This window comes from Thermanaeromonas toyohensis ToBE, assembly GCF_900176005.1.
Taxonomy (GTDB): Bacteria; Bacillota; DSM-521; order Neomoorellales; family Neomoorellaceae; genus Thermanaeromonas; species Thermanaeromonas toyohensis.
Genome location: NZ_LT838272.1, coordinates 1,337,970 through 1,354,382, shown reverse-complemented (window position 1 = coordinate 1,354,382; position 16,413 = coordinate 1,337,970). Strand labels below are relative to the sequence as shown.

At 54.4% G+C, this 16,413-nt stretch carries 17 protein-coding genes; 3 read left to right on the top strand and 14 right to left on the bottom strand.

Going from position 1 to position 16,413, the window contains the following annotated elements; all coding sequences use genetic code 11:
* Nucleotides 1-104 precede the first annotated feature (104 nt).
* From B9A14_RS06705 to B9A14_RS16985, 4 genes are all read right to left on the bottom strand, one after another.
* Nucleotides 105-668: a 5' nucleotidase, NT5C type gene (locus B9A14_RS06705; protein WP_084664962.1), complete on the bottom strand. Its 564-nt coding sequence runs from the start codon at nucleotides 666-668 to the stop codon at nucleotides 105-107.
* A 155-nt stretch (nucleotides 669-823) separates the two neighbouring features.
* Entirely contained in the window at nucleotides 824-961 is a 138-nt protein-coding gene (locus tag B9A14_RS16990; protein WP_157109804.1) for a hypothetical protein, read from the bottom strand.
* Between the two features lie 8 nt (nucleotides 962-969).
* Nucleotides 970-2,382, bottom strand: a complete 1,413-nt coding sequence (gene ltrA / locus B9A14_RS06700; RefSeq protein WP_084664961.1) for a group II intron reverse transcriptase/maturase — start codon at nucleotides 2,380-2,382, stop codon at nucleotides 970-972.
* An 86-nt stretch (nucleotides 2,383-2,468) separates the two neighbouring features.
* Nucleotides 2,469-2,618 carry a hypothetical protein gene (locus B9A14_RS16985; RefSeq protein ID WP_157109803.1) on the bottom strand — a complete coding sequence of 50 codons (150 nt, stop codon included), beginning with the start codon at nucleotides 2,616-2,618 and terminating at the stop codon, nucleotides 2,469-2,471.
* Between the two features lie 687 nt (nucleotides 2,619-3,305).
* Here B9A14_RS16985 and B9A14_RS06695 point away from each other — a divergent pair.
* Entirely contained in the window at nucleotides 3,306-3,893 is a 588-nt protein-coding gene (locus B9A14_RS06695; RefSeq protein WP_084664960.1) for a matrixin family metalloprotease, read from the top strand.
* A 39-nt stretch (nucleotides 3,894-3,932) separates the two neighbouring features.
* Nucleotides 3,933-4,580, top strand: coding sequence for a hypothetical protein (locus tag B9A14_RS06690; RefSeq protein WP_084664959.1), 648 nt, complete (start codon nucleotides 3,933-3,935; stop codon nucleotides 4,578-4,580).
* A 158-nt stretch (nucleotides 4,581-4,738) separates the two neighbouring features.
* Here the strand turns inward: B9A14_RS06690 and B9A14_RS06685 are convergent, their stop codons facing one another.
* Together B9A14_RS06685 and B9A14_RS16980 are read right to left on the bottom strand one after the other, a co-directional pair.
* Nucleotides 4,739-5,434: an EAL domain-containing protein gene (locus B9A14_RS06685; protein WP_172839062.1), complete on the bottom strand. Its 696-nt coding sequence runs from the start codon at nucleotides 5,432-5,434 to the stop codon at nucleotides 4,739-4,741.
* On the bottom strand, nucleotides 5,331-5,657 hold the full coding sequence (locus tag B9A14_RS16980; protein WP_157109802.1) for a hypothetical protein: 327 nt from the start codon (nucleotides 5,655-5,657) through the stop codon (nucleotides 5,331-5,333). Before B9A14_RS16980 ends, B9A14_RS06685 begins: the two co-directional genes overlap by 104 nt.
* A gap of 114 nt (nucleotides 5,658-5,771) precedes the next feature.
* On the opposite strand from B9A14_RS16980, the gene B9A14_RS17365 reads away from it, so the two are divergent.
* Complete coding sequence (locus B9A14_RS17365; protein ID WP_172839061.1) at nucleotides 5,772-5,960, top strand: hypothetical protein; 189 nt, start codon at nucleotides 5,772-5,774, stop codon at nucleotides 5,958-5,960.
* A 77-nt stretch (nucleotides 5,961-6,037) separates the two neighbouring features.
* Here the strand turns inward: B9A14_RS17365 and B9A14_RS06680 are convergent, their stop codons facing one another.
* From B9A14_RS06680 to B9A14_RS06645, 8 genes are all read right to left on the bottom strand, one after another.
* Nucleotides 6,038-6,310, bottom strand: coding sequence for a hypothetical protein (locus B9A14_RS06680; protein ID WP_084664957.1), 273 nt, complete (start codon nucleotides 6,308-6,310; stop codon nucleotides 6,038-6,040).
* Nucleotides 6,311-6,498: 188 nt separating this feature from the next.
* Nucleotides 6,499-7,503 (bottom strand): ParM/StbA family protein, encoded by a 1,005-nt coding sequence (locus B9A14_RS06675; protein WP_084664956.1) that lies wholly within the window; start codon nucleotides 7,501-7,503, stop codon nucleotides 6,499-6,501.
* Complete coding sequence (locus tag B9A14_RS06670) at nucleotides 7,487-8,308, bottom strand: type II secretion system F family protein (RefSeq protein WP_172839060.1); 822 nt, start codon at nucleotides 8,306-8,308, stop codon at nucleotides 7,487-7,489. Before B9A14_RS06670 ends, B9A14_RS06675 begins: the two co-directional genes overlap by 17 nt.
* Nucleotides 8,305-9,171 carry a type II secretion system F family protein gene (locus B9A14_RS06665; RefSeq protein ID WP_084664954.1) on the bottom strand — a complete coding sequence of 289 codons (867 nt, stop codon included), beginning with the start codon at nucleotides 9,169-9,171 and terminating at the stop codon, nucleotides 8,305-8,307. The genes B9A14_RS06670 and B9A14_RS06665 overlap by 4 nt, the downstream gene beginning before the upstream one ends.
* Complete coding sequence (locus B9A14_RS06660; protein ID WP_157109800.1) at nucleotides 9,164-10,384, bottom strand: TadA family conjugal transfer-associated ATPase; 1,221 nt, start codon at nucleotides 10,382-10,384, stop codon at nucleotides 9,164-9,166. Before B9A14_RS06660 ends, B9A14_RS06665 begins: the two co-directional genes overlap by 8 nt.
* Nucleotides 10,385-10,433: 49 nt before the next feature.
* The gene (locus tag B9A14_RS06655; RefSeq protein WP_084664952.1) at nucleotides 10,434-11,102 is read right to left on the bottom strand and encodes an SAF domain-containing protein; all 669 of its coding nucleotides are present in this window, start codon (nucleotides 11,100-11,102) and stop codon (nucleotides 10,434-10,436) included.
* A gap of 2 nt (nucleotides 11,103-11,104) precedes the next feature.
* A complete protein-coding gene (locus B9A14_RS06650; protein ID WP_084664951.1) occupies nucleotides 11,105-11,656 on the bottom strand; it encodes a prepilin peptidase in 552 nt (183 codons plus the stop codon).
* A 65-nt stretch (nucleotides 11,657-11,721) separates the two neighbouring features.
* Nucleotides 11,722-16,368, bottom strand: coding sequence for a DUF2341 domain-containing protein (locus B9A14_RS06645; RefSeq protein WP_157109799.1), 4,647 nt, complete (start codon nucleotides 16,366-16,368; stop codon nucleotides 11,722-11,724).
* Between the last annotated feature and the right edge of the window lie 45 nt (nucleotides 16,369-16,413).

The following is a 16,413-nucleotide window of genomic DNA, read 5'->3' as shown; positions in this document are numbered from 1 at the left end:
TGCCCTCAAGCATATATTTAGCGGTGTCCAGGTCTTCGTATGCGATTTCCAACCAGGCTTCGGGGGTAGAAAGGGACATACAGCATTTTCCACCTCTTCTATGTTTATAGTACCATACGGTATTGGGAAAAACAATCTAAGGACTCCTCAATCTCTTCCCAAGAACTAAATCTCTGAATACGGACACCTTCCACATTTGAATTATAAGGCCACTCCAGCATATATACCCATGTGCCTACTTCCTGAAGCCCTAGAGCCTCTCCGGGATCATCTTCGAAAAATATATCACTCCCATAGCAGGCCGCGAACACTTTCTTAAACCCTCTGGGCACGAAAACAATACCGCCGCGAGGAAAGCCCCAAGCTTTAAGCCACTCCCGGGTGAAGTTGATAGCTAATACCGGCCTGCTTGTTATGTACAGAACTTCATGCCCAGCCCTTGAAAGAGCTCTTAACACTTCTGCCGCCCCCGGAAGAGGTTTCGCCTGGGCCAGGAGCTCCAACCCTTCCTCGGTGCTGAAAAAGCCGCCCGGCAGATCAGGAGAAGGATAGACCTCCAGGGACACATTATATCTCTTCACCAGCTCCTCATTCAGGTTGGCCACCGTATTGTCTATATCCACCCCTACGCGCATCTTGTAACCCTTTTGGATGTTCCTCTTAAGCATCACGACCGCCTCCTTCTTTTTTGGGCCTTCGCCCTTTGGCCTTCCGGCCTTGAGGGCAAAATACAGCCGCCCGGCCGGGCGGCAAGGGCGGCCCGCAGGGCCGGGCCGAGGAATAGCGGACCGGGCGCTAGCCCGGGAGCATATGCCGCAGGCCCTTACCCTTGCCGGCCCCGGCCCTGGGCGGCAGTAAAATAGAAAGGCAGCCGGAAGGCCAGGAGGCTTAAAGTGATTATCGAGTAGGAGGGGACGGCTAGCCCCCGTCCTCTCACACCACCGGACATGCGGGTCCGCATCCGGCGGTTCACCAAGCTTGACGAAGACAAGAATAGCGTTCGGTTAAGCTCATGAGGCCCTGGGACTGCCAATAGGCATTGCCCAGGGCTCTATTCATTGGCCTGTGGGCCATCCGCCATGGCCCTTTGCGAGCATTAGCAAATTGATGTACCACCCATTCCGGCAGTCCCAATGCGCGTAGCTCCCGATATCTGGTCCGTACTCGCTTCCACTGCTTCCAGAGGCACATGCGCAGCCTCCTCCGCATCCAGCCTTCTATCTCCTCAAAGACGCTGGGCGTTTCGGCCAGGGCAAAGTATCCTATCCACCCGCCCAAATAGGCGTTGAGACGCTCTATGCGTTCGGCCATACTCACGGGTTTATTCCGGGCAGTTATCTCCCGAATTTTCCCTTTCACCCGCTCGATGGTCTGAGGCGCCAGGCGGATAAGAATTTCTCCTGTCTTGCGCTTGTGCATGCTAAACCCCAGGAATTTCAGTTTCCACGGCCGGTCTACCGCACTTTTCTGCTCGTTAATTTTGAGCTTCAACCGTTCCTGCAGGAACTTACGGATACTTGCCATGACCCTCTCCCCCGCCCGCTTGCTCTTGACGTAAATGTTGCAGTCATCAGCATAGCGGACAAACTTGTGGCCCCTCTTCTCCAGTTCTTTGTCCAGGTCGTCCAGGAGTATGTTGGCCAAAAGTGGACTTAAAGGCCCGCCCTGCGGCGTCCCTTCCACCGTCTCTACGACCACCCCGTTTACCATGACACCTGCCTGGAGATAGCGACGGATAAGGGTAAGCACTCTCTTATCTGTCACTTTTCGGGCCACTCGGGCCATGAGTATGTCGTGGTTGACCCGGTCAAAGAATTTCTCTATGTCCAGGTCCACGACCCATTCGTATCCTTCTTCCACGTATTGACGCGCTCTCCTTACCGCATCATGGGCTCTCCTCCCAGGCCGAAACCCGTAACTGGCCTCCGAAAACTGCGGGTCGAAAATGGGCGTCAATACTTGCAGGAGAGCCTGCTGGATCAGGCGGTCCATTGCGGTAGGTATCCCTAATAGCCGCTTGCCTCCCCCGGGTTTCGGGATTTCGACCCGGCGCACGGGCTTAGGCCTATAGGTACCTGCAAGCAATTCCTCCCGGATGCACGGCCATCCGGCACGAATTTGGTCCCGAAGCCGTTCGGTCGGGATGCCATCTACGCCGGGCGCGCCTCCGTTCCGCTCTACCCGCCTCAAAGCGGCCAGCATGTTGCTTCTTTCCACCACCTGCTCCATCAGGCCGCTACCTTGGCCTCCGCGAGGTGACGTCCCGCCTTGTGCCGGAGAAGAACTCGGCCCTCCCCCAGTCCCCCGTGGCTTCACCACTTCCTCCTGTGGGCAGGCCCCTTCCGGGGTTTTCTGCTTTCTTCGCCCTTCTCGCGAACGCACCAGTCCCACCTCTGACTTGATGTTCGGGCCTTCCCCTGGAGTTCATGACCCCCAGGGTACTATGCCCAAAGCTTCCTCCTGCCAGTTCAGCCGTGCCTTCCGGCACGGGTTACCAGCTCTACCTGGCTTATCCGGCAGGCCTCCCCGGGTAAGAGCACAGGCCTACCCCGCGCCCGCCCCATATACTCCGCCGTCCTTATGTCTGCCTGGGATTTCGCTGTGTTATGCCAGCTCATCCGGACGGCTTAGCCTCTTATGGGGTTCTTGTTCATCGGGCCGTGGCTTTGCCTCCGGCTTCCTTCGGATTCCACCTCACGATGGACACCCTTGCCTTCGGCTAGCAGGCTCGTGCTGCCTCGCCTGCAGTGGACTCTCACCACCAAGTTAACGCCCATGCCGGGCGCACATAAAAGCAGCAGGAGGGCGAAAGCCTTCCTGCTGCTTACCACCTTGCTAAGCCCGCCGCGACGCTAGGCCGAAGGGCCTTAAGCATGGCGGTGACCCAGGATTTACCACAATCCCCCTTTGAGCCACTACAGCTCTGAAAAGGATGAAGAACTGCAAATTGAGCTGCAGAAACTTTACACTGAAACCTAATTTTTACCCTTTTGGGCTGACATTTTCTCATTCCCAATGAAGTGTCACTGGACTGTGATATTGTCATGGTATAAGTGGACTAAAGAAAGTTGGTACAAGTACAATATTTTAACTCTCCCCTTACAGAAAATGGTTGTAAAATAGAAGCAGAGGTTGTAAAATAGAACCAGAAAAGTAAAGGGGGCGATTTGATGCTATATTCTATGCAAGCTTGATTTTTAACACGATGCTGTAAAAACTAGTCGCGGGAAAGTCACACCTCTGATTGGTTTAAAGGACATAACGAGAATGTACCTTTTACTTCTAAGGAGAGGAAGGAATGTCTTATGTTTATTCGAAAGCTAAAATGGGCAGCAATAATCTTAATTGTATTTATAACTTCTGCCATTTCAGGATTTGTTTTAGCCTATAGCTTAGAACCGTATCATTGGCCTAAAGGTACCACATGGTGGTATTCTGTTGGTAGCAATTTTACCTCAGATGGGGTCTACTCTATTACCGTAGCCGACAACCAATGGAATAACATAAGTAATCGACAAGTATATTTAGCAAACAGCGGAACAACAAATAATATTACTACGGAAACCAGGGATGGCATAAACGAAATTTTTAAAGCTAATCGCGGATCAAATAGCTATTTGGCCCAAACAACGTCATGGTACAATACTTTAACAGGACTCGAATCAGAGGCCGATATTGTTTTAAATATGGATTATTCTTGGTCAAATGATCCCGTACCTCCGCCTGGATTTTATGATGTAAAATCAGTTATGACACATGAAATGGGGCATGTAGTTGGATTAGGTCATAGCGATGTTCGAAGCGCTGTAATGTATCCCACTTTTGCTGACCAAGAAGTCAGGTATACTCTCGATCAAGATGATATAAATGGTTATAATGCTATTCCGTGGTAATTAATTTGGCTATCGTCTAAATGTTAGGGGGTAAATAACGTGTTTATTAAGAATCGAACGATATGGGGTTTTCTTATCGTAGCCATTTTAGGATTTGGTATGGGCTTTGGTTTTTGGAGGTTTACTGTAGCTAAAGTTAGACCGGACGCTATACGTGTAAGCGGAGCAATAGCTAGAATAACCCCAGAAGAATTAGCAGCAAGCTCACCTCTTATTATAGAAGGTACTGTATCCTCGATTTTACCAGCACAATGGAATACCTCAGATGGTAAGGAACCAAATACAATTAGTGAAGGAGACATTATATATCATGATGTTCTAATTGACGTTAATGAAATACTGAAAGGTTCACTGACTGAAAAACCATTACGGGTACGAGTATATGAAGGCAACGTACCTGATGGTAAAACGATAAAGGCTCGTCAATCAGAAGGGGAACCTAAGTTTTCTTTACATGAAAGAGTACTATTGTTTTTAACATATGACGATTCGCCTTACAACAAATCTCGCGTACGGAATTACTATATTACCAGGGGCATGTTCCAAGGAAAATTCACTATTTCTGATGGTCAAGCAAGTAATACGATGGATTCTTTTAATCTAGAAGTGCTCCGGAAAATAATAGAAGAACATAAAAATGATCCACCTAAAACCCATAAGAGTAGACCCATCAGCCCTGAAACGTAAAATAACGAGGCAGCCAGAAGGCCGAAGCCTCCCTGAATCAAAGCAGCAGGAGGGCGAAAGCATTCCTGCTGCTTACCGCTGCATTAAAAGGCCGCCGCGACGCTGGCCTGTAAAGGCCAAAGCGTGGCGGCGGCCAGGCTTCCCTAAAAATCATCTTTTCAGCGCACCACAGCCCGGTACGATGCCCAGCAAGGCTGCGGTTTACCTAACAAGTAGCCCTGCCCGTACTTTATTCCCAAACCCCGCAGCACTTCCAGTTCCTCCACCCGTTCAATACCTTCAGCCACGGTTTCCGCGCCTACATAGCGGCATACCTCGAGAATTTGCTCGAGAAAAAGCCTTTTGCTCCCCTGTATATCACAGTAGCTGACCAGGGAGCGATTAATCTTGATTAGATCAGGCTGGAAGTACAGGGAGGCCCGGATCTGTGTAACCTCGCCCCCCACATCATCGATAGCCAATGACGTTCCCTTCTCGCGCCATTTATCCAGTATGGGCAGCAACTGTCTAAGGTCGTATGTGCCATACTCCGTTAACTCCAGCACAAGGCGCGGGCCAGCAAAAGAGATATCCAGCCCTGCCAGCCCCTCACCTGTAACATTGACGCAAAGCTTGCTATCTGGTGGTAACCCCTTGGCCAGGATTAACTTAAAGCAGGCTATATCTAGCTCCTTCAATAAATCTACTGCATATGCAGCACGGAAAAGCCTGCCCGGGTTGGAGAGTACGCCTTTCCCTCTGACCAGGGCCTCATACCCCCACAGCCGCCCGGACAGAAGATCTACTATGGGCTGGTAATAGACCTGTATCCTCGTAGGGTTTCTTATAATCGCCTCTATATCCTTCCTCTTCAAGCGCATCAAAACCCCTTTCCCGGCGTTTCCTGGCCCACGGGCTATAAACCTTTCGCCTTGCCTCGTACCATTCTAACAGCGCTTCTATCTGGGCCTGGCTAACACGGTAAGCAATAACCGGGGGCTGCCCCGGGTAATGAATTATCCTTATCTCGCCTTCTGGAATGAGCGGGGGAAGCTCGCACTTGACACGAATTGGTACAAAAGGGTTTTTCTCACCCACCTCCACACCACCTTTCTAAAGCTCGAGGAACATATCTGGGTTTATCTGTGGTATCTTGAGAATGCTCAGTCTCTTGCTGGCGGGGGATGACGCCGTCCGTACATGCCTTGAGAGGTGTACGAAACATTTCCACTCCAGAAGCAGTCTGGCCATTGCCGGGTTGACACCTGCCAGCTCGAAAATACCAGCCGCGTATGCTTCACCGCTGGCCGCAGCCAGCAAAAATTCACCATCATCGCGGCGCGCCTCTTCCCTTTCGGCCTGCTGCGTAAAGGGAACCGTAAAAATCAAGAACTGCCCTAACGATTATGGCCTGGGCCAGCCTTTGCCAGGGTTCCCTCATGGCCGCACCACCTTTTGGTCATCCATCTTATCTCCCCCTAAAAGTTCAAAAATTTATCCAGGGTCTCAAAAAGCCTATTGTCAGTCTCATCTTTCTCCTTAATGCTTCCTACTGCGCCGCAAGCGATGAGCTGCTTGATCTCTTCTAAGTTCGCCCGCACTTCTTCCCATGCGTCATGGTACCTCCGGTAAAAGTCAAGGGCCTTCTGCACCTCCAAGGACCTCATTTTAGGGTCTATCTCCCAGATCCAGTGCCCGCGCGGCAAGCGCACCTGTAATTGCGGATTCCCCTTCCGTTTATGGCTGGCCACCCAGTATCACTCCATTTTAAAGGGGTGTGTTCACCCTGAAGCCTTTGTCTTTTAAGGCATAAAGGCCTCAAAAATAAACCAGGTGAACACACCCGCCAGTGACCCGGGAAGGGTGTGTTCACCCGGCCTTTAAAAATATCGCTCCACCCTTGATGCTCAAAGCGTCCCGGGTGTGTTCACCCGCACTTCTACATAGACCCGGCGCTTTTACTCCCGGCGCCCAGATGCTTTAAGGCCATGCGGTAAAAGCCCAGGGCATTAGCGTATTGCGGTTCGGGTACCAGAACTACATCCCTGCGCAGGGACTGCCTTAGTGTAGATAAAAACTCCAGGCCGCCACCACCGGCCAGATATATTACATCAACATAGCTAAGTTTCTGGGCCCAGGCAGCAGTTATGCCCTCAACTATTGCCTGCGCCACCACAACGCGGCTTTCTTCCTGGAGCGGTTCCAGATCTAGTTTCTGTCCCTCAAAGGTCAGGCGGGACTTACCCCAGAGCTCTTGGGTCTCCACCAGGCTCAAAGGCCTGCCGGTTAACCGCAGGAACCGGTCCCCAAAGGCCTTCATGGCCGAACTCACACCTATCTCCATAGAGCCGAAATAGTTCGGCAGGGGCTCTACCCTATCTTTCCTTACATCTACCAGCAGGTAGTCCGTGGTATAAAAGCCTATGTCGAGCAATCCCACCAGTCCTTCCTGCGGTAGCCTGTCCACACTGAACAGCGCGCCAACCCCCTGCGGGAACACCGCAACATGGTTGAAGCTAATATACTTTTCCGGCCCATTGTCAACGCTCACATAAGCAGCCGTTCCCTGGAGGGACCGCCGGGCTTCGTCTCGCTGGTGGCGAAAATAAGCTATCGGCAGGCCATAAGCCAGGGTCACCTGGCCCTCGGTACCTGCCAGGTAGGCCGCAGTCAGCATGAGAAGGACAGAAATGTCCCTTGAAAGCTTGTCCCGCGCCAGGGTCAGATGGGCGGCAAGCCCGCACCTCACCGCCAGTTCGCCAGCAAAATACTGGCGCTTAACCATAGAACCCTGGGGTCTTACCGTAACGCAGTGTCCCCAGGAAACCCGGCCTAACCCCAGATCAGTTTCACTGGCAGGCGAGACCACCGAGGGGAAAACGGCCTTCTTTTCCCCTGCCACGGCTTTGGTATAGCCGTAACCCTGGTCAATAGCAACGAGCATATTTTTCTCCCTCCTGAACTAATAAACCCGGAGTTTTATCGATTATACTGGCGTACATGGGGAAAACAAAAAGCAGTAAAAGGGATAAAAACATGACCGCCGGTATCACGGCCATTAAAATGGGCTGTACCTTGATCTTCCGCCTTATGTCGTTTACCCTCTCTTCATAGGCGTGCCGGGCGAAGGTGTCCAGCACCTCCTCCACGTTGGCTCCCGTCTGGATGGCCATCATGACCACGCCTATTAGACTTGCCAGGGGCCCGTACCCGGCCCTTTTGGCCAGGTTGTCCAGGGCTTCGGGCAAGGGGAAGACCTCGAGCTCCGCAGCCAGGATATCGAGCTGCCTCTTAAGTTCACCCCTTACAGCCCCCCTCACCACCCGCATGGCCTGGTAGAGATCGCTCGCCCGCGCAAACACTTTAAGAAGAGTCACCATCAGGGGAAATTCCCGGCGCAAACTTTGAAGCTTCTCTTTTCTTTCCAGGTACTTTTCCGGGAATATATAGAGCAAGGCCCCAGCGCCCAGGAACAATACGGCCAGGGGTAAGCTTGCGGGCCAGGCCATAACGCCTGCCAGGACCGCAGCGGCACCGGCTATGGCCCGGAAACCTAAGATAACCTCCGGGTCCACCTCCTGTTCCCGGCCCAAGCGCCACAGATAAAGCCTGTACCTCTCCCTGGTGGCGGCAGAAGAAAACCTCCTGCCCGCGCGCCTGACCAGGTCAGGAGGTGCTTTCCAGGCTACAATTAACAGGAAAACCGCGGCCGCTACCAGGATGCATACCGGTAACACCGTGGAAATCATAGCTCCTCCACCACCCCCGCATGGCGGCTGAAATACCAGGCCCCGAACTCCACCAGGATAATAAAGCATATTACTGCCTTGCCGAAGAAAGTGCCGGTGATAATGTACCGGGCCTCGCTGGAGAAATAAAGGAGCAAGGCGGTCAAAGGCAGGAAGAGCAAGAAAAGATTAACCGTAAGCTTTTGCCCGCGCACCTCGCTTCTCAACTCCTCGCGCAACATTATCCGGTCCCGGATCACCCGGGCGATCTCCGCCACCACCTCGGCCGTATCCGTCCCGTACTTTTCGGATAAGACGACGGCTTTCACGAATATGTCTATATCCCGGTTGTCAGCCCTCTCCGCAAAAGACTGCAGTGCCTCCGCCAGAGAAGCTCCGGTCTTGTATTCCACCAGGGTCTTCACCAGCTCGTCCCGCATAGGCGATGCCGTGCAGCTTGCTGCCCCCTCGATGGCCCGGACCAGGTCGCCGGTGGTATCGTACAGGGAAGCTATCATCTGAAGGGCCGCCTGCGCCTGCTCATCTACCCGGGCCTTGTACTGGCGGTAATCCACTTCTAGCTTCTTAAAGCTAAAAATGACCGCAAAAACCGCTGAAAGGACGCTGGCGGCCAGGTTGTCAAGCAAGAGCCCGACCACAATCCCAGCGGCGGCCAGGACTGCTGTAAGGAGAATAAACCCCTGTCTTGAGCGCCCCATCCGGTCTAATAAGTACCGGGTCGAGCCCCGGGGCGGGGGTGAAGAAAAGAGCTGCTGCCGCCTGTAAGCTTCCAGCAGGCTCACAACCCTCCCCCGCCCCAAGTAGAAGCAGGTACTGGCCGCAAAAAGGAAGACCAGAAAAGAAATAAGCTTTACGTCAGTCACATCCCCCACCCCCAAAGGGCCGGATAGGAGGCAGGCACCCGGCCAGGTTCTTCTTGAGCTTCTCTTTCAACTCCTCCGTTACCTCGCCCACGCACTCGTGGATCCCCTGGCTGTAGCGATAGCGGTAAATATCCCTGAAGGCTGGCTTGCCCTCCCCTGGAATCACCTGGCTTATGCTCACCACCTTGCGGGAGCCGTCCCGCAAGCGCTCCACAAAAATAAGGAGGTCGATGACCTCCACAATCATCTCCTCCAGTTCTGAGGCCGTCACCCCGCCAGCCCTCAAGGCCGCCCGCACTATGCGCTGTATAGCCGCCCGCTTGTTGTAGTTGGTGTGCACAGAAGTTATGGAACCATCATGGCCGGTACCCATAGCCTGCAAAAGCTCAAAGGCTTCCTTGCCCCTGATCTCGCCCAAGATAATCCTGTCCGGCCGCATCCTCAAGGCGTTAATCATTAGCTCATAAATCCCCGCCTTATCCGAAGCCTCTAAAGGCACCACGTGCTCCCGCTCCAGCCCCAGCTCCAGGGTATCCTCGATAGTAACAACCCTTTCCCCGGGCGGGATGAAGCTACAGAGCCACCGGATCAGGGTAGTCTTGCCTGACCCGGTGGCCCCGGCCACCACGATATTGGCCTTCCCTTCTACAGCAGCCTGCAAAAAAGTAACCATCTCCGGAGATAAAAACCCCATATCCAGGAGTTCTGCGGTGGAGAAGGAGCGCTTTACAAAACGCCGGATGGTAACGCACGGGTAAGGAGCCGCAGGCGGTACCACGGCGTTCACCCGGGAACCGTCGGGGAGCCTGGCATCCACTAATGGCGAGGAGAAGTTAATCCTCCGCCCGCACCTCTGCACCAGGCGGTACAGGACGTTCATCACTTCCTCGTTATCCCGGTAACTTAACTCCGTTCTTTCAATGCGGCCCTCCCTTTCTATAAAGATATCATGCGGGCCATTAATCATTATCTCGCTCACCAGCGGATCCTTTAAAAGCTGGTCCACAGGGCCAAGGCCTGCGATCCAGCTCACCACGTAATCCTCGACTTCCTTATCCTCCCGGCCCAGCACCTTCCTGGCCTCTTCCCTCACCAGCTCCACCATATTGCCGTTGGCCGAAAGCAGGGATTCCCCGTACTTTTCCACCAGGACTCTCCTGGTGGCCTCCAGGACCTTATCCCACTCCTGATTCTGGATATTCAACTCTCTCACCGTCCTTTCGCAGATAAATACCCTACTCCCGGCAGGCACCCGCCCGCCTTCACCGGGCAGCAACCTTCTCCGGACTTTGAGGCAAGAGATACACAAGTTTAGCAGAGATGGTAGCCATCAGGATCTTCTTGGCTTCCTCTCTATTTAAGAGAAGGGTGATCTCCGAAGTGGGCCTGGCCTCCGCCTCCCGGGCACTCTGGAGCTCGCCCAGGATGGGCAAGGGCTTGCTATTGTGGACTACCCTGGCATGAGTAGCTACTTCCTCCACCCTGTCTGGATACACCGCCAGGGCGGAAACGAAGTCACCATCACGCAATACATCCGGCCAGTTTACCTGGCTGGATTTAAGGGTTATAAGGGTCTCGTCCGGCTTCATGGTGCCGTAGGCCTCAACAGCCTGGCCGGGATCGCGTACCAGCTTCTCCGGGAAAAGCATCTCCCCTTCCACCAAAGGCATCCTGGTATAAGCACCTATAGCCTGGCCTAGCTGTGTCAAAGCGCGGGGATGGAGATCCCTTCTGGAAATGGTAATCACCTTAACATCCCCAGGCCCTATCTTTTTTAGCGGCTCCACGTTCCTTGCGGCCACTACCACCTGGGCTGGCTGGTATACACTAGCAAAAGCAGCATAAACCCCGGTAGCAGCCAGAATGCCCGTCAAGAGGGCAGTCAGTAGTAAGGATCCTCCTGGTATCTTTTTAAAAGAAGATTTGAGCATGATTACCTACCTCCCCAAACTATAATCAGCAGTGTGGCGGCCACGGCCAGGCAGGTGCCGAAGGGCACTGCCTCCCGGGGTACGGGAGCATTAACATCCTCAGGGAGCCTGGGCCAGCTCCAGCCGGGCTTTGTGCCGTACACCAGCCTTAAATACAAGGCGCCCAAGAACGCCTGCAAGCGCTCCCGGAGGATCCCCATCCGGGCATACTTGTACAACCCCCATACTATCCCTATTATTGCCGCGGCCAAGACTATCACCGCTGCTTTCCCCGCTCCCAGCCAGCAGCCTATGGCAATCATCAGCTTATCATCCCCGCCTCCTATTCCACCCAGCCGGTACAGGAAGCACCCGAAGATAAAAAAGGCAAAACCCCCGGGGAAGGCTTCTCGCAAACCTTCCAGCCCGCCATAAATCGTCTGATGAACCATGCCCGCTAGCATAAGAGGGAGAGTAATCGCATTGGGGACGAGATTCCAGCACCAGTCACAGAAACCGGCTATATTTACGGGGACGATAAACCCCAGTAAATAAAAAATCGCTGGCGGGTCCATTGCTAGTCACCCCCTCCTGAAAAGAAGAATCCCGGGCCAGGAGACCCAGCCCGGGAGGCAAGATGTTACCAGCTTTCGGTCTGTATTATCAGCCTCTTCAAGATGTGCCCGCGCACCTCGAAATTGTAATACGCCTCCTTGGCCACCCCATTCCGGTAGCCGATAACCTTAACCGTATACCAGCCGTCATCCGGCCAGCGGCCCTCCTGCACCCGGTTGGGGATGAGGTACGTGTATTCCCACATGCCGCGGGAAGGGTTATAGGTCATCCATGCTTCAAAGGGCTGCCAGCCGGAAGGTAAATTGCCGGTGGGTATGATCACCTTCATGGCGTCGATGGCCACCAGCTGCCCGTCACTAGGCCGGCAGGCGCTGGCGCGGACGATCATGTTCCGGCCGCGCTCTGCGGGCTGGGGTATGACACCTTCCACCCGGACCGCAAAGCCCGGCTCCACCCTCACCGTAGCCGTGGTGGTGACCATGGCATCGTGGCTGTCGATTACCGTAAGCTCAAAGGTCCAGGTGCCCGCCTGGTCATCCGCCGGCACCACCCCTAGCCGCAAGAACCCCGCCTCGCCCCGGTACTGGCTGATAGGACCTATCCAGTCTCCGCCGGGCGGCCTGTACCGCCAGAGGCAGGCTTTAATATAGTCTCCCGGGTCGGGATCGTAAGAACCAGTGCCCAAGGCAGTGAGGGGTTCACCCGTATACCCGGGGTTAGGGTTAAAGCTTATGGCAGCCACCGGCGGCCGGTTGGGCCAGCAGTCCTCCACGGTCACGTAGCCTGTATACGGGTCGGACCACAGCCCGTGCTGGTCCATCACCCGCAAGGTGACAGGGTAAATACCTGGGTTAGCCCAGGAAATCCCCGTCACATTCTGGGAGGTACGCGTCCCTATACCCTGTACCGTCCACTCCCAGGCTATGATGGCGTCCCCGTCCGGGTCATAGCTAGCATCCAGCAGCTTTACCTCTTCCGTCCTGCCCGCCGGGTTGGGCCAGGCCTGGAAGTAGGCCACGGGCTTCCTGTTCTGAACAGTGATGCTCCCATAAGCCCAGTCGCTCCAGGCACCCAGGAAGTCCTGGACCCTGAGCCGCACCTCCACGCTGCCAGGCTGGGTAAAATACGCCGGGGGTTCCGAAGAAGTTATCCACTCCCCGCCGTCCACCCGGTACTGCCACTGCCAGGACCGGATACCCTTCTTACCCTCAGGGTCTGTAAACTGCAGATCGGGGTCGTAGGAAAGATCCTGGTACGCCACCTGCTGGCCGGGTAAAGGGTTAGACGGCGTAACAGTAAATCCCGCCACAGGCCTCCTGTGAACATGCACTTTCATCTCCGCCCACTGGGACCACTTGCGCCCGGCATCGGGGTCGTTCCAGTAAGGCGAGTTCGGCGGCTGGTCCTGAACCCGGTATTTTACCGTGTAGGTGCCGGGCTTGGAAAAGGAAGTAACCGGCTGAGTGAACGTCTTCTGGTGCACATCGGTGTTGAGGCCCCAGGAGTTGCTGAGGTCGTAGCCCATGAGGTGGTTGGGGTCATGCTCGTAGTACCACTGTTCGGTGATTTTGGGGTCGGATTCAGGATCGACATACAAAGTAGGAAAGTCTGCCTGCTGGTATATGAGAAGGACGTTTGGCAACGAGTTGGTTTCCACTTCTAAACTTACGTATCCAGGCATGACGGCCACGGTGGGATAAGGTGAAATATTCTTCCTCGTCCACCACGCCAGGGGCAACGACATGCTCCGTTCTAGCATGAGTTCATTGCCTCCGCCATACCGGAGTACTACGTACCACGGCTGGAGACCGATTACGACAGAGCCATGGCTGTGGTAATCAATAAACACGCCGTTGTTTTCCGAAGCGAAGTTGATCCATACTCCACCCGTATTATCTGGTACCCACACCAGCCCATAGTTCTGATAGGTACCAGAAAGCCATCCCCTAACCCAATTTGTAATATCGAAGGAAACCCAGCTTAAGGGTGTGGCTGGCGTCCAGACCATCCAGCCTGGTGAAGGGATTGTCTGAGAAAACACGACCAGATCGGTACTGTCGAAGCCCGGGCGGCTGTTCCATGTAACTGTAGACGGTTCCCAGGGGCTCGTAACCCTGTGGAGGCGTGCTCTCTGGGTCTGTGTATAACCAGAGGGATTCATACCCCACCAGATCATTCTAAGCTCCACTTGCTCCAGGTTCCCTGCGTTCACATACCCAGGAACCATCTCGCTGGGTATCTTAAGGAGAGAGTAGTAGTAATCCGCCCAACCTCCGACGTACAAGTATGAGCCATTAGCGAAGTTTTGGTACGGGTAGTAAACGGAAGTAATGTAGGTATCGAGATCCCCATAGCGGAAGGCCTCGAAGGTAGCCAGGCCATTGCTTGCAGGGGGAGCATCAGGTTTACCATAAAGCATGTATACTTTTACCGAACTGTTAGGAGGTACCGACGGTACTTTAACCCAGAAAGGCGTGGTTGCAGTATTAGCCCCGCCGTCCATAAAATAAGGTATAGCAGACACCCGGCCCGCATCATCAACCACCACGAACCTGACATCGCCGCAGTCAGGGCGCATCCGCCCGGCCGAGATCTCCGCCGCAGTATCCACAATAACCCGGACCTGAAAATCGGTCAGGTTCCGGGAGCTGCTGTTAGTTACTACTATCTCTTTTGCATACCGCCAGCCGCTGAGCTCAGGCGGCAAGGCAAAAGGTGTTGCCGGTTTCGGGTTGGAAGAAAAGCTCCCTGCCGGGGCTAAATTTACAACCGTTATTATCTTTTCATTAAGTGGCTTAGAAGCCGTATCCCCGCTCAACCCGCTCCACCAAGTCCCCCAGCCGTACCATCTCTCGGTAACCCTGAGCTCCAACTTATACCGCCCCGTCTGGTAGAACTCCAGCCTGGGCTGCGGGTCATTATCCGAGGCCTGGATTATCCTTGCGCTTTTTCCCGTATCTCCAGGCCGTATCACCTCATCACCAGCATCGCCGTAAACCCCGTTGTTGTTCTTATCGTAATACAGCGTCCACTCACGCTTAAATATTTCATTACCCATAGAGGCGTCCGGCTGCGGAACGGAGCTCCTGTCCTGTACGGTTAAGGAATACCCGCCAACTACATTTCTCGCAGCAGTATTAGCCACCCAGAAATCCGCCACCGGAGGTTTATCCGGCAGCACCTCTACCGTCTCCTCGGCCCATTCCGACTTGTTGCCGCCGGAGTCCGTCACCCGGAGCCTCACCTTCCACGTGCCCGGCGAGTTGAACATCTGGTTGGGCGGCGGGTCGTTCTTCGGGTACCTCTGTACTCCCGACCACTTTAAGCCGCCATCGGGCCGGTAGATCTGCCACTCATTCTGGTCCAGCAGCACCGTCCTCCCACCACCAGTAATGCTGCCGTCACCGCTGATAATAACCTCCCGGCCTGCCAGGATGCGCTTGGGGCTGACCGATATGTTTGCCACCGGGGGAGCCGCAGCTACCACCACCGATTTGGTCTTGCTGCTGCTATCCCCATCCTGATCCGTTACCGCAAGAGTGATCTTATACGTCCCTGCCACCGGCCAGCTCATGCTCACCGTCCTGCCGGTTCTGGTGCCAACCCCCTGGATGTCCCAGGTCCACGACACTATCCTCTCCCCGTACTGGCTGCCAGGATGAGTCGAAGTGTCACTTAGGGTCACGATTTCGTTTTCCGCCGGGTTGGGATTGGACACCGTAAAATCAGCCACCGGGCTCATATCGGGCGGCGGTAGCAGTGGGGGTGGAGGCGGCGGAGGTTCTGCAGGAGGTGGAGGCGGGGGTGTAGGCGGTCCCGGAGGTAGCGGCCCCATGCCCGAAGCTGGCACCTCAATATATTTCTCCACCACTGTACGCCTCAAGACCCCATCGCTCACCCTGATTTCGAGCTTTACCTTCTCGCCAGGGTTTTTATTTACCGTGTACTGTACACTTCTCACAAACTGCTGCTTGTTTTCTTCCCCGCCAGCTATCCACTGGCCGTCGGCATAGAGGTTGTAGTAAATCTTATTCTTCCACACAGGAACCCTGGAGGAAACGAAAGAAGTACCGCTTATATTGATCGTCACCGTCTGGCCCTGGGTAGCCTGGGTAGGGGCGCCGATATAAGCAAAGGGTTTGGGCGTAGGCCGTATGGTCACCGTCTTACTAGTTTCATCCCAGGAAACATCATCCGTACCGCACATATCGGCCACACCCCGGATGTGCACCCTGGTAGTGCTCCAGCCCTGGTTAGCACCCCATCCTTCAATCCTGGCCTTGAAAAGCTGCCAGTTGGCCGGATCCTGGACGAAATCAGGGTTACCGCCCAGCTCGTTGGCCCAAGACCCGAGAAGGTCGGTCTTGACCATGACGGCACCCCTCTGGGTGGGCAATATATAATCTCCCTGGGGCTGGCCAAGGAGATACTCGAAGTACATGCCCCGACCCAAAATTCGGCCAGTTGGGTCTTTAATAGTGGCCAATTGCCAGTATACGAAAAACTTGAAGCTAGGATCAAACCCCAAGAACTGGGCCAGATAGGGGCCAGGGTCAAAGAACTGAACATAGGTTTCCTCATTGATGTTGAGGTCGCTCCTATCATCAGGCACAAGGGCCAGAGCCGGACCTGGCCTGGCAAGGGATACAGTGATAACTGTAAACAGCAGCAGAAGAAACACCCAGCCACGCGAGAAATGTTTTCTTTTCACAACAGGCCCTCCTTTCAAGAGTTGATCTGGACCATTAATCTATAA